Genomic DNA, 20,883 nt, shown 5'->3' on the forward strand with positions numbered 1-20,883 from the left:
TTCCCCCTAATTTAAGTCCATCGTAAGCCGAATCATATCACGACATACAATGCCATTTTCCATAATCTCTTCTTCATAATGCTTGGAAAAGTAATCAAAATCAATAGAAAACATGCGAAATCCACATTTTTGATATAAACCAAGCTGCGAGACACTAGAATTACCCGTTCCAATTTCAAGCGTGTGCATGTTTTGTCCTTTTGCCGTTTGAATCGCATGCTGCAGCAACTGCTTTCCGATGCCTTTTCCCTGTTCTTTTTCAGAAACAACAATATTCATGATTTCCATTGTATTTGGACGCGTTTCTAACAATACATATACACCAATTACACGTTCAAAACGCTTTGCGACATAAATGATGCCCCTATGAAGATACGATTTCAATTGTCTTTCACTTGGATCAGCAAGTAATAGTAGCTGGAGCGGCGCTTCATTTGGTGAAACACATTCAATTACTAATTCTCCCATGAAAATTCTCTCTCCTCTTTGTTCTAAACCATACTTGTCTTCCATAAGTAATACAAAGGAGGTCATCATAATGGACAACAATGAAAAGAAATGCAATATAATCTCCATTGATGAGAAGAAAAAGAAAAACGGTACGTATTCCTATCCAAAATTAGTGATAGAAGGAAAACCATATGAGTTCACTTCCTTCGTCTTATGCGGCGAAACGCCAGATGGAAGACGTCTCGTCCTAACTCATATGGTTTCCTCAGATGAATTCGCCGGATTTGTAAAATCATTAGATACTGTACTACAAAAACGGATTGAACGTATTTTTTTCTCTTAATACTTTTCTTCTAGTTCCTCTTCAATTTTTAATAATTGCTTTCTTAATTCTTCTTTTCGCTGTTCGTATGCAGAAACATCAATTGTTTCCAATAACGCAAATAATAAACTTTCATAGTATTGCGTTACATCTTGCATCATAGCTGTTTTCACAAGTTGCCATTTATGAAGCCATTCTCGTTTATAGTGATTACTAAATAGGCGTTGTTCTTCTGTTACGTAATCTGCTACAAACGGTTCTAACGTTTGCTTCATTTCTTCTTGCATCAATGCTTTATCATTTTTCTCGAAGAAATTTTTCTCGCTTTTAAAATGAGCTAACGCTCTTCTAAACTGTTTTTCTTCTATATTAGGAAACGGGTTTTCATGAGTAAGAACGCGATAGTCATATGTTCCATCTGTCTGAACTACGAGCTGTTCATTTCTTGTCACACATTGATCTATCACTTCTTCTTGCGCATGTCTCATCGTTTCATTTATCCATTTTTCAAGACGCAGTGAAGTTGCACGCATTTCTTGCAATAAGTCATGTTGTAAGAAAGCAATTAACTCCATCATGCATTCTTGTAATTTATCTTTCACATTCCCTTGCGTTCGTAAAGAAGCTGGATTAATAAATTCTGTAAATACATCATTGTAACGTAAAAATAATCGTTGTTTTACATAATACAGAAGTTCTTTCACTTCATTTTCTAAAGACTTTTCCTCTGTGATGACGCTATGGGAAGAGATTATGTGAAGCAGTTCTTCGCGTTCTGCTTCATATTTTTTTCGTTGTTGTTCCTTTTCTTCATTACCTTGTGTTGCACTTTCAATCATATTTGCAAGAAGCTTATAACCATTTTGAAGTGCACCGTGTAAAGAATGAACCGATACAAGCATTAAATCTCTCATGATAAACGAAGTAAAGGCTTGTTCAAATTGTGCAAGGCCAGATTGTTGTAAAATGCCATACGCTTCTTTTGGAATCTCTTTTCCTTGTTTTTCTTCTAATGCAAATAAGCTAGAGATTGCGAACAAACGTGGATTACGAATTCCATACTGCAATAATTGATCGCTAATATATCCTTTTACTGTTTGTAATTCCTCTTCGGACTGTGCTAAATCAGCCGCATTAATTAAGAAAAACATTTTATCAAGTGCAAATGTATCTTTCACACGACCAAGTTGAATTAAAAATTCTCGATCTGCTCGTGAAAACACGTGGTTATAATATGTTACAAATAAAATTGCATCTGCATTCTTTATATATTGGAACGCTACGTCTGTATGGCGAGCGTTAATAGAATCTGCCCCTGGCGTATCCACAAGTGCAATGCCCTGTCTTGTTAATTCACAATCAAAATAAAGCTCCATATACTCCACAAAACATGATTTTTCTTCATTGGCAACATAATCAGCAAATTCAGCTAATGTTACATGAGATTGTTCTCCTAAGCGTTTCCTTACATCATCATATCCACGCTGTACAGCACGTAAAAAACTAAACGTTGTTTTTTGTCTACCACTCGGTGCTGGATATTGCAAGACATCATCAATTTGCAAAAACGCTTCTTCCAAGGAAGTAATTTCACGATAAAACAATTTGTAAACAGCCTTTAAATCTTCAAAAAGTGCCGTTTCTGATTTAAACTGTATAATTACCGTACCATGCGGCTTTTCTTCTGTTACTGGCAAAATTTGATTAATTGTTGCTGTTGTAGGATTTGGTGATACTGGTAATACCTTTTCTCCTAATAATGCGTTCGCAAAAGAAGATTTCCCAGCACTAAACGCTCCAAATAGCGCCACTGTAAACTTTTTCGCTTCCACACGTTTTCTCTTCTCTATGATTTCTTGTTGTACATGTTTAAGAGCTGGCATGTGCTGCAAAACATCTTCTGCATCCTTAACATGTTCTATAATCTGAGCAATGTTAAGCTTTGTTTCCGTATTTGGTTTGGACTCATTGACAGTAAGTTCACCCTCTACTTCAACTTGTGTTTGTAATTGGAATTTTTCGTTTGTTACTTTCTTCGTTTGTTGTAAAGCTTTTTCTATATCTATACTTTGCGGAACCGAAAAACGATTGTGCCAAATATCTTGTAAATATTTTTCATACTGATCATACTCTTGCATGCACTGTAATTTTATTTCCTTTGCCTTTTTTGTCGCTTCGTATTGTGCTATTTCTTCTTGTACATGTTGGATATTTGCTTGCACTTTACTGTGCAAAAGCGGCAAACCTTGTTCAAATACATACTGTGCTTCGCGGCGATAACGTTTCTTCAATTCATTTGCTACATCTTCTGTATAATGAAGCAAATAATCTCCAGTAAATCCCGCTCCTTGTTTAATAGTAGCTTCCAGTAATGCTGGCGTAAAATCCGCATTTAAGTCATGTATTACGTTTCCAAGCTCTTCTGTGAATAGCTCTTGTTTCTTAAAGAAAGTAACAACATATTCTTTCATATGAAAATCAAGCTGCATCTCTACTGTTTTCTGTAGCGCTTCATAAAACTCTTCTAAACGACGCTGTTTTTCTTGCTCTGTTTTTCCTTTTGAAAACAGTAAACCAACTTTAAATTTTGTAAGCTTCGTTTCCAAATATTGATTTGCTAAATCCCGCATCTCAAACGGCATTAAATATGCATTGTCTAAAATATTTTGTAAGCCGCTAAAAAACTGTTCTTTCACTTGCGGTACTGTATTTGCAAAATGTGTTTCTTTTTCCGCAAGCTGTTCTAAAATCACCGTTACATCTTGAAGCGATAACATCGATGCTAACTCTTTTTGAAACGGCTCCAATTGTTTTTCATATTGTGAATGTAAAAACGAGAAATGTTCTTGTAACATATAAGATACTTCTCTCTCCATTCCTCTTTTCACATACATATCTTTTTCCTTTACGATCGAGGAAAGACGTTGCTCAAGCTGTCCTAATTCGTTATGTGAATGATTCTGCATACGTAAAGACGTATAATAGATACCGTCAACTTCTATATTCCAATTAAAAAATGATTGCGCTACGCTTTGTTGATATACCTCAAAAGGCAGCTCATTTTCTTTATGCTTATCAATTTGATTCACAACAAGATAAACGGTTTTGTTACGCTGTTTTAACTCTTTAACAAACTGTAAATTGACTTCTGATTGCACATGATTATAATCCATCATATAAAAAATTACATCAGCAAGATGCAATGTCGATTCTGTTGCAAGTTGATGGGCATCATCAGTTGAATCAATACCCGGCGTGTCAACAAGAACAACATCATCTGGAAGCGGTGCATCATTGCGATAAATATGAATACCAATCACTTCATCACCATTTTTGCAAAGCTCCTTTAATTCTTCTGCTGTATACATACCGTCATACTCGTATTTCTGTCCTGACTTTAAAATAACGACAACGCGATTCTGTCCTTTTTCTATCTTTACAACATTCGCGCTCGTTGGAATCGGACTTGTTGGCAACAATTGATTTTTAAATAAATAGTTCATCATTGTTGATTTTCCAGCAGAGAAATGCCCGCAAAATGCAATCATTAGTTGCTCCTCTTTATACTTACGTACAAGTTCAAGCAACTTCTCACTCTGTTCTACATCTCCTTTTTTCTGCCATTCTTCATAAAAACAAACGAGCTTTTGTAAACTGTTTGTTTGCAATGTGTTTGTCATCCCTTCGTGCCCCTTTATTCCATGATGTATCCATCTTTTATATTACTAAATTTTCAGCATGTTCACAGTAAAAAAATAAAAAAATCCTTTTCATTCTCCGTGAAGATGAAAAGGATTTCTATGTAGTATAGTTCATTATTTAGTTTCTCCTACTCGATGTAACACATGCTTTGTTAAAACTGCATATAAAACAATTGTTCCTCCTAAAAATGCATATACCATATTTATCACACCTTATCTTTTGATAATGATTATCAATTTTAAACATATTGTATCATTAAAGAGAATGATTATCAATATATAATCCAAAAAGAAAGCTCCCTTTCGGAGAGCTTTCTTACTGTCTGTTTTAAAGGAGTTGTTGATTGTTGTGCACTCTTATTATAACTCACAGGCGAATTGTTAACAGGTCAAAAATTTGGAAATGTATAAATACAAATTGAAAAAATGACATAAAAATCACTTTTTTTAGGGAAAGAGACCAGAGCAACTGGCCATGCATAGAAGCGGTCAGGTCCTTTTCCTGCCACGTGCAAAGTTTAAAACAAAGGTAGAAAGCAAGTAGCGGCCATGTTTTGTTCTGCATAGCAGCGACTTATATGTTAAAAAATCAACTTGTATTTATATATATCCAAATTAAAAAACGACCATAAAAACCCTTTTCTTTTATGTGGGCGAGAGCGTCTGGCCATGCGTAGTAGAGGGCAGGACCTTTTTTCCACATGCGATGTTCAAACAAAGATAGGAAGAAAGTAGCTGTGTACTTTTTGCTTGGCATGGCATGGCGGTGACTTGTGTGTTGGAAAGTCAAGTTGGATTTATATGTAAGTTAGGAACGAGAGGAAAATTTAAATGGTTATATTTTCCTATCGTTTTTTAATGTATACTTAAAGAAAAATATATAAGGGGATGAAATATGAACAGCATTTCACAAAACGAAAGAATTCATTCTATTGATATTATAAGGGGGATTGCCATCTTTGGGATTTTCCTTGTAAATTGGCCTATGTTAGCTGGAGTAGATTCTCGAGATTTAACGACTGTTTACGAAGGATTTGATCGTTACATTCGATTATTTTATGATCTGTTTGTCCAAACAAAGTTTTACACCATTTTTTCCTTTTTGTTTGGTCTAGGTTTTTATATTTTTATGAAACGCGCTGAAGAAAAAACAAATCATCCAAAATTATTATTTATACGAAGACTACTTATTTTATTTTTATTCGGATTTTTACATTATGTACTACTTTGGGACGGCGACATATTACATAATTACGCAATAAGTGGATTCGTACTGCTATTATTTTATAAAAGACAGCCAAAAACTTTATTAATTTGGTCGCTTGTTTTGTTAAGTATTTGGGAACTTTTTGTGTTGCTTATGAATTTAGCAATCTTGTTCACTCCCCCTGAGACACTTGGCGCCCTTTCTGCTCCTGTCGTTCCTTTGCTAGATTGGAGCTTGCAAGTTCAAAATCGCTTTACTACTTTTTACTCAGAAGAAATTAGTGGTTCTCTTATTATGCTACCAGAAACAGTTGGTCTCTTTTTACTCGGCCTATATGCCGGAAAAAAAGAAATGTTTCGCCGCGTAAACGAGATTGATGCAAAGCTAAAGAAATGGCAAATTATTACCGTCCTTGCTACTTTGCCAACATGGGGAATTATTATTACCTACTTTAATACGCACGATCTATACGTACCATTTTCAATGATTTCCTTTATTACACTAAGTGGAAAGACACTCTTCATTTTTTATATTTTTACACTTATGCGCCTCTTGCAGCATGCGAAATGGCAAAAAGTATTCCGCCCTTTCCAATATGTTGGCCGTATGGCATTAACAAACTATATCTCGCAAACGATCGTCACGTTATTCGTATTTGGATTACTATTTAAAGTAAATATCACATTTCCGCTATGGGGCGGTATACTTTTTTGCATTGGCTTTTATATCATTCAAATCTTTATTAGCCGCTGGTGGCTCTCTCGTTATCAATACGGACCGCTTGAATATATTTGGCGTCTTGGCACATATGGAAAAAGTATGCCACTAAAAAAACAAAGCAGTATCTCATCTTGAGATACTGCTTTCTATTATGCTTCTGAAACCGTACTTTGTATTGAAATCGGCTCTTCTTTTACTTTCGTCTGCCTTTGCGGAATCATATGAAACACAATATTTAAAAGGACTGCTGATGCACTTCCTAATACAATTCCGTTATCCGTTAAAATACGAACGCTCTCCGGAAGCTGTGAGAATAACGTCGGCACAACTGTTACACCAAGCCCCATTCCAACAGAGCATGCAACAATTAATAAATTTTCTTGTTTCGCAAAGTTTACGCTGCTTAACATTTTAATGCCATAAGCCATAACCATTCCAAACATCGCGAGCATCGCACCGCCTAGTACTGGCTTTGGAATAATTGTTGTTACTGCTGCAATCTTTGGAATAAATCCAAGGACAATCAGCATACCGCCGCATGTGTAAATGACAACACGATTGCGTACACCAGTTAGTTGCACAAGACCTACATTTTGTGAATATGTCGTGTACGGAAATGCGTTAAAAATACCACCTAACACCATTGCAATCCCTTCTGCACGGTAGCCCTTCGCTAATTCTTTTTCACCAATTTCTTTGTTACAAATATCAGAAAGCGCAAAATATACACCTGTTGCTTCAACAATTCCTACGCAAGCAACGAGAATCATTGTAATGACCGGCGTTAATTCAAATGTCGGTGTACCGAAGTAAAATGGCTGCACGCCATGAAACCAATCTGCTTGTGCTACAGCTTGTAGGCTTACCTTTCCCATAAACGCAGCAATTGCTGTACCAAATAATAATCCTAATAAGATAGAAATAGAACGAATGAAACCATCAAAAAAACGGTACATGATGATAATACATAACAATACTCCGAATGCTAATGCTAAATTAGATACACTACCGAAGTCTTTACTTCCTACACCGCCAGCCATATCGTTAATCGCAACTGGAACTAATGTAACTCCAATAACAGTTACAACCGAACCGGTAACAACTGGTGGAAACAGTTTTACAAGTTTTCCAAACACACGAGCAAATAACACAACGAAAAGTCCTGCTGCAATAATAGAGCCGTACACAGCAGATACCCCGTACTGCTTACCAATTGCAATCATTGGTCCAACTGCCGTGAAAGTGCAGCCTAACACTACTGGAAGTCCAATGCCGAAGAAACGATTTGTTAACGCTTGTAAAATCGTCGCAATGCCGCACATTAATAAATCAATTGATACTAAATACGTAAGCTCACGCTGATTCAATCCAAGTCCACCGCCAACAATAAGCGGAACGATAATTGCCCCGGCATACATCGCCAGCATATGTTGAATACCAAGAGACGCAATTTTAAGAGGATGTTGATTCATCATTCTACCTCCACTACCGCGCGTTCCACAAAACGAACTGTCCCGTTATCAAGGGATGCAATTTCCGCAAGCGACTCTACATGAACACCGCTCTCACGTAATTTACTTCCTCCATCTTGAAATGCTTTTTCAATTACAATTCCGATACCTGCTACCGTTGCTCCAGCTTGTTCTACTAAATTCATTAAGCCAAGTGCTGCCTGACCATTTGCTAAAAAGTCATCAATAATAAGAACACGATCGTCTTCATGTATATATTGTTTCGATATAGAAATTTCGTTCGTTTCTTGCTTTGTATAAGAATATACTTTTGCAGTATACATATTATCTTGCAGTGTTAACGATTTACGCTTTCTTGCAAACACAACTGTTACACCAAATTGCAACGCAGCCATCACAGCTGGAGCAATTCCTGAAGACTCAATCGTCACGATTTTTGTAATCTTATCGTCTTGAAAACGCTTTGCAAACTCTTTTCCGATTTCTTGCATAAGCACTGGATCAATTTGATGATTTAAAAACGCATCTACTTTTAACACATCATCTGACAATACCTTTCCTTCACGCATAATTTTCTCTTCTAATAATTTCATAGTTTGTTCCTCCTCTTATGCAAATAAAAAACTCCAAAAGCAGCCTTCACCCAATACAAGTGAGAGACGTGCTTTTGGAGCCTCGCAAAAAAGAATGCAACTATAGCAATATATTCGTCCTCACTCATAGTCGAAGCATTTACGGTACCTCGGTAGAAACTTGCAGGCCATATCCCTGCGATTATATGAGTGTTGCTAACTTATTTATTTTATAGAAGGATTATAACGTACTTTTTTTACTTTGAAAAGCATCCTCTTTAAAAAACACGTACAAAAATCATTCCTCAATCAACTTCGTTCGATTTTTGTAATCCTTTTCATTTCATAATAATCATTTTTTCAACATCTATGTCTAGCTCCAGCGGCTAGAACAGTCGGTGCTGTGCATAATACAACATGATTGCTACTTGCTTTCTCCTTTTGTTTTAAACCTTGCATGTGATAGGAGAAAAAGCACTGACCGCTTCTACTTATGGCCAGACGCTCTCGTCCATCTAAAAAGAAACGGGTTTTATGTCAGGTTTTTAATTTGGATTTATATTCAACTATTTAATTTATGCAGACTTACATCGAATACATCATTTTAAAAAACTCAAAGCGACTCCCATTTGTCTCTTGAACAAATGTACCAACTGCTTCAAATCCCGCTTTCTTATATACTTTAATCGCCCTTTTATTAAATGTCACGACTGATAGCGTCATATATTTAGGATGATACTTCTTTTTACTAAAGGCTAACCCAGCCTTTACAAATTTTAATCCAAGACCATTTCCTGTTATATCAGGTCTCATCCCTAATCCAATATCAACAGTTTGATTATCTATTTTATGAAAACTAAAAAAACCCACGACCCTATCATTTTCCTGAACTACAAATGTATTGTCTCCTCTCATTTCATCGTTTAAAAACTCTTCTAAATCTTCCATGTCTGCTTCCATATCATAAAAAGAATACTTCCCTTCATAATGCCAGTTATATGCGATTTCCCTCGCTTCTTCTTGTGTCATCACTTTAAAGATATACCCCACTGTTTATCCCCCTAATTTACAAAAAGGAGCTGCAACGAAGCAGCTCCTTTTCCTTTTTATAATTCATAAATCTCTTTATACTTCGCCTCTAAATAATCTGCTAAATAGTTCGCATTTAATCCTTCACGCGTTACATCATGTAAAATTTCTAAAGGCTTTTTCGTTTTTCCATATTGGTGAATGTTTTTTGTTAACCATTCACGAATTGGTGTCACGTTTCCTTCCTCTAGTAATGCATCGAAGTTCGGAATCTCTTCTAGCATCTTATGTTTAAATTGCGCTGCATACATATAGCCAAGTGCATAAGATGGGAAGTAGCCAAATGATCCATCTGACCAATGTACATCTTGCAGTACACCCTGTGCATCCGTTTCTGGACGTATACCTAAATAACTTTCCATTTTATCATTCCATGCTGCCGGCAAGTCTTTCACTTCTAATGTCCCATCAAATAATTCTTTCTCCAGTTCATAACGAACCATGACATGAAGCGGATATGTAAGTTCATCTGCCTCGATACGTATAAAGGAAGGCTTTGATTCATTAATCGCATCATAGAATTCATTTACAGATACGTTTTCAAATTGTCCATCACTAAATTGTTTCAATACATCATAATTTTTCTTCCAAAATGATTTATTACGTCCAATAAAGTTTTCAAAGAATAGTGATTGTGATTCGTGAATTCCCATTGATGTACCACTGCAAAGCGGTGTTCCTTCTAATTCTTCTGAAATATTTTGTTCATATACAGCATGTCCACATTCATGAATTGTTCCGAAAACTGCCATGCGGAAGTCATTCTCATCATAACGAGTCGTAATGCGAACATCCCCTCTATTTAATGTAATTTCAAAAGGATGTATCGTTTCATCTAGACGACCGGCCTCGAAATTATAATTTAATTGTTTTAGTAACTCTAAAGTGAAATTCTTTTGTTGTTCTTTTGAAAAATGTTCAAATAAAGCATTTGTTTTTAATTCTTTATCGGACTTGGAAATTTCTTTTACAAGCGGAACAATACGCTCACGTAGTTGTCCAAATACATGATCTAACACTTCTACCGTAATACCTGGCTCATACATATCTAAAAGCGTATTATATTTATAAGTTTCATAACCCCAATATGTAATAAATTTCTTCTTATATTCAACAATTTTTTCTAAGTATGGTCGAAACATTTCAAAATCAGATTTTTCACGAGCTTCTCCCCAAATACTTTCCGATTTTGCTTGTAATTTGACAAACTCTTCATACTCGGCTTGTGGAATTTTTTTATTTCGATCATACTCTTTACGGCACTCTTCTACAATTTTCTTCGTTGTTTCAGAAATTTTATTATCTACAATTAGCTGTTCTAATTCTTTTAAATATTTTCCCATCTCATCAGAAGTCGATAATGAAAATACCTCTGATGAAAGCATCCCAATTACTTCAGAACGCTGATCGACACCTCTCTTCGGTGCCCCTGTTCGTAAATCCCAAAATATTAGGCTTAATGCTTCCCCATAATTTTCTATCTTTTTCACATATGCTAAAAATTCTTTTTCTACTTCATATGTAGCAATCGTCATATTATAAAAACCTCCTTTTTCTACCTCACCCTTATTTCGACATAAACAAATAAATTCCTTTTCTAACAGAAAAAAAGCTTGGCAACCGCCAAGCTTTTTCCGGTTAGAAAGAGAAAGATGTCACTCTATAACACTGTAGCTTCTACTGGAAGTACTTTTTTCACAGCATCTACTACTTTTTCATTTTCATCTTCTGATAGGAATAACGAAATATACCCTTCATCTTCACTCGTACGAATTAATCGACCAATTCCTTGACGAAGACGTAAAATCATATACGGTACATCAACATCCCAGAATGGCTCATTTACGTGCTTACGCTTCGCTTCAAATACAGGATCATTTGGAGGGAATGGAAGCGACCAAATAATGACATGAGATAAGGATGAGCCTGGAATATCTAAACCTTCCCATAAATGAACCGCACAAAGCACCGTCTCCTCTTCATTTTGGAAACGAGAAACAAGCTGACTAATTTCTTGGTCTCCTTCATATAAGAACTGAACAGACATTTGCTCTTTATTCACATATTCTTTGAATGCCGCAAGCTCTTGTGTTGTACGGAATAATACAAGCGTGCGTCCATTAGTTTTTTGAATGTTCTCAAGTGTATACTGACATTTTCGTTCCCATTCATTTTCCTTCGTATACGACGGTAAGTACACTTTCATTTGTTCTTCATAATCAAACGGTGAAGCAACTGAGAATGATAAATAATCTTTTACCCCTAAACTATTTGCAGTAAACGCAAATGAATTATTTTCTGATAATGTTGCAGATGAGAAGATATACGGAATTTTTTTGGAGAATACTTTTTCTTGCAATACTTCCTCTACAGCACGAGGCATAATCACAAGCGTAAAGTCGCCATCGCTTTCTTCTCCCCACGTAATTACATTTTTCTCATGCATAAACAAACGTAACGAATGCTCTAATACATCTAAATGCTCATCAACAATATTTAAATCATATGTGTTTACTGTGTACATTTCACTTTCAAAAACTAATGCGTCGCCGACTTCAGATATTTTTGTATATAAGCTTTTTGCTTCTTTTGTGATTTTTTCCGTTAATTGAATTTCTAAACGATCAGAACCGGCAACTTCTTTTTTACTTTCTTTTAGCGCTTCAAAAAACTGCTCTGTTTGCCAAATTGTTTCTTCTACTAAATGAGCAAACTCTTCACGAATATCATTTTGCAGTAATCGTGTTAAAAGTTGTTCCATCATTGTTTGTTTTAAACGATACGTAAGTGCTTTTTGCGCTGCATACTCCACAAGATGACCTTCATCAAAGACAACACAGCTACTTTCTGGTAACAATGGCATTTGTCCTTCACGCTTACGTGCTTCATATGTCCAAATATGATCCATATAGAAATCTTGCGAACAAATAATTAAATCTGCTGCTTTACGATAATGTTCACGAGATAATGTTTGTCCGCAGCGATGACGGGACTCACATGTAAAACAATCTTGGAAATAATCCCACGATACTTTAGACCATTCTTTATCGTTTAATAACGGAAACTCTTTTCGATCACCGTAATGAGTAAAATTTTGCATCGTTCCATGATCAAATACGAATTGCGGCAATTCATAATATAAATCTTCAATCACTTCTGGAGCTCGTCCACTCATTACATCTTCAAGCTTACGTAAACATAAATAGTTATCCATTGATTTAGCTAGACGCACATCAACCGATAATCCTAATGCTTCTGATAATTTCGCAATGTCGCCTTCTTCTTTTACTAGCTGTTCAATTAATGTTTCGTCTGCACAAGCAATAACAGCTGGCTTTCCTGTATAGCGCGCATAACAAATAGCATATAGCAAGTATACAATCGTTTTTCCTGTCCCAACACCCGCTTCAGCAAACATTACTTTTTTCTCTTGAAACGCTCGTTCTAATTGAAACGCCATAAAAATTTGCTCATCGCGCTCTTCAAATCCCTTTTCTGGTAAAACGTCGTAAAAAACGTCTCCAATCCATTCATTTAACTTGTCGAAAAAATTATCTTGTTTCCCCACTTCAAATGGCAGCTTTTGCTTCGTAAACATGCTATTCCTCCAACTACTCAATTTCTATATAAAAAGACAGAGCAACTACTCATAAAAAGAGCAGTTGCTGTTTTCTTGTTGTTTCCATAAAGTGAAACTTCCATCAGTGAACGTTTTTCTCACTGATGGTTAGCCCTCACCAATCGGGCTTTTACGGGCGGTTATCCCCCACCAATCTTCTCTGCTTCTCTCTCAATCTTAAGGTGTGAGTATTACTGCCCACGAATATTGGGATAAAAATTGAGCGAAAAAAGTTTTCCTGAATGCAGGAAAACTTTTCTACTCTATCAATGATTTTAAATATCGTTTATCAATTAAAGTTTCATGTGATAAAGCCGATAAATACTCTTCACGCGCTCTTGTTAACTCATAATCGGCTACGCCGTGAAGGTTTACTTCTTTTTCTAATTCATCATAAGTTCGATGAATAGCCTTTTGAATAATGGAAAATTGCAAACCATCCATTAGCGCTTCCTCCTTTAGACTATCGCATAATAGCAAGTATATGCGTTCTAAAAGAGTTTTATACTAATCGCGCGGCGGGCGTTTACCAAAATACTGGTAGTAATCAGTGCGAATAAATCCATTAAATAACTTTCGTTTCTTCGATGCATCTTTGCCATACCACTTCTCAAACTCAGGATGACTTGTTAATACATATAAAGACCAAGTATCTAGCGGGCGGAATGCCTGTCCCATCTCAGCATACATTTTTTCAACAAGAGGCTTTTCACTTAAACGTTCTCCGTATGGAGGATTCGTCACAACGTAACCATATTCCTCTTTTGACCCAAAATCTTTTACTTGCATTTGCTTGAATGTAATAAGATCACCAAGTCCTACTTCATCAGCGTTATCCTGAGCAACTTGTACCATACGATGATCAATATCTGATCCGATAATTTGCAGTGGTTGGTCGTAGTTTGCCAAATCCTCTACTTCTTCACGAGCAATACGCCAGTTTTCTTTACCAACCCAGTCCCATCCATCAGAAGCAAAGTCACGGTTAAAGCCTGGAGCAATATTTTGACCAATTAACGCTGCTTCCATTGGAATTGTACCTGAACCGCAAAATGGATCTACAAATGGACGATCCGGCTTCCAGTTTGTTAGCGTAATTAACGAAGCTGCCAGCGTTTCTTTTAACGGTGCATCTCCTTGTCCAACGCGGTATCCACGCTTATGAAGTCCAACACCACTTGCATCAATTGTCAACGTTGCTACATCTTTTAATAGTGCAACCTCAATACGAAAAAGCGGACCATTTTCTTCAAACCATGTTGTACGTCTATATGTACTTTTCAATTTTTCCACGACAGCTTTTTTTACGATACTTTGACAATCCGGCACACTAAACAATGTAGATTTGATTGATTTACCGATAACGGGGAATTCTCCGTTTTCTGGAATATAATCTCCCCAATTTAGTGCCTTTGTTTTTTCAAATAATTCATCAAATGTTGTTGCCTTAAATTCACCAACTTTAATCTTCACACGATCCGCTGTGCGGAGCCATAAATTACTGCGACAAATCGCTTTTTCGTCCGCTTCAAACGTTACTTTTCCATTATCTACCTGGCATTCATAACCGAGATTGCGAACTTCCCTTGCAACAAGCGCTTCAATTCCCATTGCAGCAGTTGCAATTAAAGTAACTTTTCCCATCTTCATTCTCCTCATAATGTATAATTTAACACGGATCAGCAATACATTTTCCCTTGCTGATTCGTTAAATTCATGACATATTCATTTAATTCAATTTTAGTACATATTCATTTCTGCATATAGATTGCTGCCATGAAGATAAAAATGAACCTACATCTTGCTACATTTTCTTTATTTTAAAAATTCGCGCGTGGTAGGAAAAGGCCCTGACCGTTCCTATACATAGCCAGTCCCTCTCGACCATTAAAAAAATGCTTTTCTGTCGTTCTTTCATAGGGTGACTGAGTAGTTGCCAATTTTATTAAGTTTACAAAACTTTCTTTACCATTTTAACTCACATTCCAAAACTTCATACAAATAAAAAGCCCTCCTCTTACGAAGGAGAGCTGAACAAATTCATGATTGGTTCATAACGTTCTGTAAGCCATGTTCTGTACCTTTGTACTGCAAACGGCCCACGCCTCGTACTCCGGTGGCAATCATCTATCTACAGAGCAATTGCATCTGTCCTTTCCCATCGTTCATTTCCTTAGGAAAAGTTCCCCTACCAATATTTGGGTTTCTCGCTCGTGGGGTTTACCTCGTTCCACTCCCGTCATTTCTTCCGGGACTTCGTCACTGTGGCACTTTAAAGGTAGTCAAACCATATCCAGATGGACTTAGGTTTTTTCCCTGCCGTTAATCCAGCTTTACGCCAAATTACCCTAGCTTATGACTTCGCTAGGCACGAACACTACGACCATCTCAGGTCGTGCGAGCATGGACTTTCCTCTACAACAAAGCGTTGCAGCGATTACCCAAACGTTATGACATGAATTAGTATAGTGGAAACATAAATATTTTGCAATGTTTTTTATCCGGAAAATACTGCGAACTTATTTATTCTCTTCCATTACTCGTATAATTTACTTCCAAATACAGCTTTCTCCAAATTCGAAAGACGTTTTAAAATGTCTGTATTTGTATTGTTATATACTGGTTGTGGAGTAGAAATTGGAGATGGTGTTGGTTGTACTTGTACACTCAACGCTTTTTGTTTTTGTTCTTCCAATTCTTGTTTTAAACGTGCATTCTGCTGCTTTAATTGCTCAACTTCCTTATGAAATGCCTCATAGTCCTTAATAATTAAGTCTAAAAACTTATCAACTTCTTCTTGTTGATATCCTCGCATTCCCATTTTAAACTCTTTTTCTAAAATATCTTTTGCTGTTAACTTAATTTTATCAGAAATCATTCATTCCACCTCAAGTCTTTACCAAAACTTTCATTACTTAAATTTTTTCAGAAACAGCTCATTTTGTCAATCATATATCTTTATTCCACTGCTCTTCTTCTATTATATCTTGTAAATCAGAAAAAAGTATGAAATAACATGGATAATTTTGAGTTTCTGCTTTTTTTCTTCCTACTTCCACCATATATTTAGGGCTTCCTGGTTTTTCTTCATCATACATAGCAAGCAGAACATCACTTTTTTCAATTAAAAATTGATTCTTTAAACGGAATTGCTCCGGGCTTTCATATTTTCGCTTTGTTATGCTATCTACATGATCCGCTTGCGAAAGAATGAATTCATAATACTCCCTATTGTTTTCTTTCCAATTTTCTTCCTGTTCTAAAAAGGGGGTAAATACAGCTAACCTTAAGTTTGGATAATCTAATTGCAAATCAAATACTACTTCAGCTGTCCATAGCTCCACTCCTAATTGCCCACTAATAATTACCCATTCTAACCCTTCTTCCAACATAGAAAGTAGTCTTTTGCGCACCGCTTTTTTTATGTACTCTACACCAGGATGTTCATTTGAAAAAAGCCCCAGTTCAAATGGTTTATATCCTGTAACAGCTACAACTTTCAATACAAAACGCCCCTTTTCGTCTCAAAAAAAGAACTAGCAAATTGCTAGTTCTAGCATAGCACTTACTTTTTAAACATGCCACCTACATTTGGACCCATGTTAGCTGCTGGTGACACAGCTTGCGGGCTCACATTCGGTCCAAATGGTGATACTTGACCACATGGGGCACATCCGCCGAATCCCCCAACTCCAGGACCAGGACCGCCAAATCCTCCAACTCCAGGACCAGGGCCGCCAAATCCTCCAACTCCAGGACCAGGACCGCCAAATCCTCCAACTCCAGGACCAGGGCCTCCGAATCCTCCAACAACTGTTGGTGGAGCAGGTTGGATAACATTCACGTTAGAATTTGTTTGTGGGAAATAATGCTGCGCCTGTACTACTTGGTGGTGAACGTGTTTCATATGCGTTGGATGAATATGAGGTACCACCGTTTTTGCAAATGTGTGTGTTTCACAACATTTTGTCGGATGTACAATTGGACATGTTGTTGTAGTTGGTAGTCCCCCAAAACAAGGATTACAATGATACATAGTCTTTCTCTCCTCTCACAAATTGAAAATGACCTTTCATTTTACAATATGTGAAAAGGGTAAAAGCCGTTTGTTACAAACACCTATTTCTATATCGGAAATTTGTCTATAAAAATTGTTTAAAGTTTGTGAAAATAAAAATTGTCAATGTAATCATGACAAAAAACAAAAGTAAAATGACTTTCTTCACATTCGTCCTCTCCATATACAATATTTTTAATGCTACTGTCATTGTAAAATGGATAGGAGGTCCGAACAACTCTTTTTTATGATATTTCACATGCAAAATTTGGGTATTTATTAGTCCTTTTATATCAAAATATTATAATTTATATATATATTTTTACACGTCTCTTCCTATATAAATTACCTAACAAAACTACCCGAATGATTTCAATTTCTTCAACTAACCTTTCATGGAAAAGCATCTATAAAAGATTAATTTCATTTGATAAAAAATCCACCTACTTGTTTGACAATACCGGTAATTTGATTCATTGCATTCATCATTTGACCTGCAGTACCCATCATTTTATTAATGTCATAATTTCCGTCAGTTGTTTTAAACTGTGACATAAAACTAGAAAATTGACCTGGCTGTTGCTTTGTGTAGTTTTGTTTATTCATCATTGGATATGGCGTATGTGGATAAAAAGAAGATTGAGTAGGTTGTTTCGGTGGATAAAACGTTGGCTGATTCATGTGTGGAAGTTGAAAAGGTTGAAAATAATTATTGTAATTCATATAGTAAGGCGTAAAAGGATACATATTATAACGTAAATATGGGTCTTGTTCACTCTGATACATGTTAGAATGTTGAAACATGAATTCTCCCTCCTCTAACGGTTTTCTATATAGTTAGAATATGAAATCAAAAAGAAAATGTGTAATTGTCCTGCAAGTTAAAAATTGGATAGGAAGTGGTTTATCCTGCGATTCTCGGCGAGCCGCTTCCGCTTTTCTAAAGGAAGATAGGTGGGGAGATGAAGAACTCCCCACCACCGATGGAAGTCTCACTTTATCTACCGATGAGAAAACTTCACCATCCGGACATATATCACCAGTTACCTTCTAACTCTATTTCCTTTTACAAAAAATTCGAAACAAGATTCCTACTTTCTAAACTAGCGTGATACCGTAATACAAACCTTAATTTTGAAGAAATTTAAATTTTCGAAAAATAAAAAAGTAAGCGTTTGTATGCTACCATTAAATAGAAAAGATTCTTATGGGGAGGAATCAACATGATGTTAGGGGACTTAAAACAAGAATTTGTCGTAAAAAAGGGGTATGAACCTGAGGATTTAAATGAATTACTTGATTTCGCAAGACATTACTATCTACAAGGGAAAATTTGTTTATTAGAGTATAGAAGTGTAATACGTGAATTAGAAACAATAGGGGCTACAAAACCAACTTACGAAACAGAAAAAGATATTATAACTGAAGCATAAAAATAAGAGGGGACTTTCCCCTCTTTTTACTTACATTGTTCTAAAATATTTTGTAACGAATAATGAATTGCTTGATGCGTTTCAAAAAAGCGTTTTCCATTTATTTTCTTCGCAAAGCACTGCAAAGAATTATTTTGTAAATTTGTACATACTTGTTCAATTTGCTGTACATGTATATATTTAGGCTTTGTACGCTGCAACCAATCCAAAGCGAATTGTTTCCACTCTTCTAAGTTTTGATCCACTACAGATACAAACGGCTTTATATCATGATAAAAGTCAAATTCACATTCTTCACTTTCTCTTTTTTTTATAATTGTTTCATTGTTATACTCAATTAGTTTTTTTGTTAATTCAATCAATGTTATATATTCCACTATTCCCACCTACTTATATACTAACGGCTACTATTTGAAACGTTTGTACCCAGTTACCTTTCTCTTCATGATTCAATAATTTCGTTTCCATATGCTTCATATGCATTTCCATTACCTCTACTTTATTGACTACAAATTCTCTTTTATCCTTAAGCGTATGATCAACCATCAGCGACACGTTCATTTCAAGCAAATCAAGAGTATTTAACATTTGATCCATCTTTTTCATTACATCTTCTTTCTGAACCATTTTCATCTTCAACATGCCTCCCTCTTTGCTTTTTCTTTGTCATGTTAATTCGCCAGCTCTATTTTTACTCCTGCATGCTTGACAAAACTAGTTGTAATTCGGCAAAGAAAGTGATTTTTTGTATGAAGTTTATGAAAGTGGCAACAATACGAAAGGGAGGTGTCGACATTGGCTAAAAACAAAAATGAAAACAAGAAAAAACAACCACAAAGCAAGCAAAACAAACCAGAAACAGGAAATCCGAAATTAGATGGACCAAATTTTCCTGCGACATAAAGTGAAACTTCTATCAGTGAGCGTTTTTCTCACTGATGGTTAGTTGAACCAATCGGGCTCTTACGGATGGTTTGTTTCCCTTCCTGCCCAAACTTCTTACCAACCGTTTGAGCGGGGTAAAGTGAAACTTCTATCAGTGAGCGTTTTTCTCACTGATGGTTAGTTGAACCAATCGGGCTCTTACAGGTAGTTTAAATCCCGCTTTCCACAAAGCGGGATTTTTTTATTATATCATAAATATGAAACGCCTTACTTTATTGAAATACAAACATTCTGCGCTCTCAATACCCCATGCTAAAAGAGGTTATTTAATGAAGCAAAGAAATGCAATTGCTTCTGTTTTTGCAAAAACCAATCTGTCATTTCAACCTCCCCTTTCGGCTCTTCAAATAAAAACAGCTCTTCTACGTCCACTCCTGGCTGAAACCAATCTCTCTCTGCCTTACGGTGATGGGAAACAACAGAAAATACATCACGAAGCTGTGGCGTATCTTGTTCTTTAGATAAATTCAAATATTGTTCATAATCGAATCTGGATCCCGTGTGAACTGTTTGAGAAGAAAATGTATAAAATAACTCCTTATAAGTTGGATGGAACAACAACCATGCTAATTGTTTTCCTAATTCAATTCTCTTTGTTAATATTTCAAATTGATGGACAGAAAAACCATATAAATTCCCCGCTATTGTCGGAAATATTACCGCACTAAAATGAAATAACTCTTGAAATTTAAACATTAATGTTTGAAAAATATGCTTTTGATAAAAAGGATGCTCAATTACAGGTTCTTGAATTGTGCATTGTTCATTAATAATAAGAGCTGTCATAAGTCTTTCTTCTTTTTTTTGCTCCCAAAAACGAGACCATTCCCCTTCCATAAATACTGATACGGAAAACATTTGTAATAAATGGAATAATGACTTTTTCATTCGTTTACTATATTCGTACAATAACAGCTGTGGATATGCATCTAAAAAAATTAGCCAATTTGCACGTTCATACGTATGAAATAGCTGTTTCCGTATCTCCTTAGATAAAACCTTTGGATAATATTTTCCTTCTAAATCTGTCATATTCCAGCCTGCATTTCGAGATACCATACTAGCTAAAAATGACCAACGAATTTCTTTATTACGCTCATAATATTCTTTGTAAGCATGTGTACGCGAAATGTTGTCAACATTCGCAAGTCTCGTTTGTTGCTGAATATAATTTACAACCTCTTTTTCTTCATTCGTATAAGAATATATCTTTCTTTTTTGTCTTATTTTTTCATATTCACTTTGTGTAAACACAATGCTTTCACCTCCTATCTCTCCAAAAAAATAGCCTATTTT

At 35.8% G+C, this 20,883-nt stretch carries 19 protein-coding genes, 1 other RNA gene and 1 riboswitch; of the genes, 3 read left to right on the forward strand and 17 right to left on the reverse strand.

Annotated elements, in window-relative coordinates:
• Positions 1-6: 6 nt before the first annotated feature.
• Positions 7-468: a GNAT family N-acetyltransferase gene (locus tag H280_RS0102560; protein ID WP_020059546.1), complete on the reverse strand. Its 462-nt coding sequence runs from the start codon at positions 466-468 to the stop codon at positions 7-9.
• Positions 469-538: 70 nt separating this feature from the next.
• On the opposite strand from H280_RS0102560, the gene H280_RS0102565 reads away from it, so the two are divergent.
• The gene (locus tag H280_RS0102565) at positions 539-793 is read left to right on the forward strand and encodes a DUF3931 domain-containing protein (RefSeq protein ID WP_020059547.1); all 255 of its coding nucleotides are present in this window, start codon (positions 539-541) and stop codon (positions 791-793) included.
• On the opposite strand, the gene H280_RS0102570 is transcribed toward H280_RS0102565, so the two are convergent.
• Positions 790-4,452: a dynamin family protein gene (locus tag H280_RS0102570; protein ID WP_020059548.1), complete on the reverse strand. Its 3,663-nt coding sequence runs from the start codon at positions 4,450-4,452 to the stop codon at positions 790-792. The genes H280_RS0102565 and H280_RS0102570 overlap by 4 nt on opposite strands.
• Positions 4,453-5,368: 916 nt before the next feature.
• On the opposite strand from H280_RS0102570, the gene H280_RS0102580 reads away from it, so the two are divergent.
• Complete coding sequence (locus H280_RS0102580; RefSeq protein ID WP_020059549.1) at positions 5,369-6,535, forward strand: DUF418 domain-containing protein; 1,167 nt, start codon at positions 5,369-5,371, stop codon at positions 6,533-6,535.
• A gap of 14 nt (positions 6,536-6,549) precedes the next feature.
• Here H280_RS0102580 and pbuX read toward each other — a convergent pair whose 3' ends face one another.
• The 12 genes from pbuX to H280_RS0102635 form a co-directional block, all read right to left on the reverse strand.
• Complete coding sequence (pbuX, locus tag H280_RS0102585; RefSeq protein WP_020059550.1) at positions 6,550-7,872, reverse strand: xanthine permease PbuX; 1,323 nt, start codon at positions 7,870-7,872, stop codon at positions 6,550-6,552.
• On the reverse strand, positions 7,872-8,465 hold the full coding sequence (locus H280_RS0102590; RefSeq protein WP_020059551.1) for a xanthine phosphoribosyltransferase: 594 nt from the start codon (positions 8,463-8,465) through the stop codon (positions 7,872-7,874). Before H280_RS0102590 ends, pbuX begins: the two co-directional genes overlap by 1 nt.
• 107 nt (positions 8,466-8,572) lie before the next feature.
• Positions 8,573-8,674: riboswitch (purine riboswitch) on the reverse strand.
• 355 nt (positions 8,675-9,029) lie between these two features.
• Positions 9,030-9,494 carry a GNAT family N-acetyltransferase gene (locus H280_RS0102595; RefSeq protein ID WP_020059552.1) on the reverse strand — a complete coding sequence of 155 codons (465 nt, stop codon included), beginning with the start codon at positions 9,492-9,494 and terminating at the stop codon, positions 9,030-9,032.
• Positions 9,495-9,550: 56 nt separating this feature from the next.
• Positions 9,551-11,068 carry a carboxypeptidase M32 gene (locus tag H280_RS0102600; protein WP_020059553.1) on the reverse strand — a complete coding sequence of 506 codons (1,518 nt, stop codon included), beginning with the start codon at positions 11,066-11,068 and terminating at the stop codon, positions 9,551-9,553.
• Positions 11,069-11,193: 125 nt separating this feature from the next.
• Positions 11,194-13,131, reverse strand: coding sequence for an ATP-dependent DNA helicase (locus H280_RS0102605; protein ID WP_020059554.1), 1,938 nt, complete (start codon positions 13,129-13,131; stop codon positions 11,194-11,196).
• A gap of 279 nt (positions 13,132-13,410) precedes the next feature.
• Positions 13,411-13,596, reverse strand: a complete 186-nt coding sequence (locus H280_RS0102610) for a DUF3921 family protein (protein ID WP_020059555.1) — start codon at positions 13,594-13,596, stop codon at positions 13,411-13,413.
• Between the two features lie 63 nt (positions 13,597-13,659).
• Positions 13,660-14,796 (reverse strand): THUMP domain-containing class I SAM-dependent RNA methyltransferase, encoded by a 1,137-nt coding sequence (locus H280_RS0102615; RefSeq protein ID WP_020059556.1) that lies wholly within the window; start codon positions 14,794-14,796, stop codon positions 13,660-13,662.
• A gap of 415 nt (positions 14,797-15,211) precedes the next feature.
• Positions 15,212-15,601, reverse strand: an RNA gene (gene rnpB, locus H280_RS24620) — RNase P RNA component class B.
• An 87-nt stretch (positions 15,602-15,688) separates the two neighbouring features.
• Positions 15,689-16,030 (reverse strand): cell division regulator GpsB, encoded by a 342-nt coding sequence (gene gpsB, locus H280_RS0102620; protein WP_020059557.1) that lies wholly within the window; start codon positions 16,028-16,030, stop codon positions 15,689-15,691.
• A gap of 70 nt (positions 16,031-16,100) precedes the next feature.
• A complete protein-coding gene (locus H280_RS0102625) occupies positions 16,101-16,655 on the reverse strand; it encodes a DUF1273 domain-containing protein (protein WP_020059558.1) in 555 nt (184 codons plus the stop codon).
• A gap of 62 nt (positions 16,656-16,717) precedes the next feature.
• Positions 16,718-17,188 (reverse strand): CotD family spore coat protein, encoded by a 471-nt coding sequence (locus H280_RS0102630; protein ID WP_020059559.1) that lies wholly within the window; start codon positions 17,186-17,188, stop codon positions 16,718-16,720.
• 444 nt (positions 17,189-17,632) lie between these two features.
• A complete protein-coding gene (locus H280_RS0102635; protein WP_020059560.1) occupies positions 17,633-18,013 on the reverse strand; it encodes a YppG family protein in 381 nt (126 codons plus the stop codon).
• 419 nt (positions 18,014-18,432) lie between these two features.
• Here H280_RS0102635 and H280_RS0102640 point away from each other — a divergent pair, with 419 nt between their 5' ends.
• Positions 18,433-18,642 (forward strand): YppF family protein, encoded by a 210-nt coding sequence (locus H280_RS0102640; RefSeq protein ID WP_020059561.1) that lies wholly within the window; start codon positions 18,433-18,435, stop codon positions 18,640-18,642.
• A 26-nt stretch (positions 18,643-18,668) separates the two neighbouring features.
• On the opposite strand, the gene H280_RS0102645 is transcribed toward H280_RS0102640, so the two are convergent.
• From H280_RS0102645 to H280_RS0102660, 3 genes are all read right to left on the reverse strand, one after another.
• Entirely contained in the window at positions 18,669-19,019 is a 351-nt protein-coding gene (locus H280_RS0102645; RefSeq protein ID WP_020059562.1) for a YppE family protein, read from the reverse strand.
• Between the two features lie 13 nt (positions 19,020-19,032).
• The gene (locus H280_RS0102650; protein ID WP_020059563.1) at positions 19,033-19,275 is read right to left on the reverse strand and encodes a hypothetical protein; all 243 of its coding nucleotides are present in this window, start codon (positions 19,273-19,275) and stop codon (positions 19,033-19,035) included.
• A 564-nt stretch (positions 19,276-19,839) separates the two neighbouring features.
• The gene (locus H280_RS0102660) at positions 19,840-20,841 is read right to left on the reverse strand and encodes a DUF2515 domain-containing protein (RefSeq protein ID WP_020059565.1); all 1,002 of its coding nucleotides are present in this window, start codon (positions 20,839-20,841) and stop codon (positions 19,840-19,842) included.
• Positions 20,842-20,883: the final 42 nt, after the last annotated feature.

The sequence above is a fragment of the Bacillus sp. 123MFChir2 genome (assembly GCF_000383235.1).
GTDB lineage: Bacteria > Bacillota > Bacilli > Bacillales > Bacillaceae_G > Bacillus_A.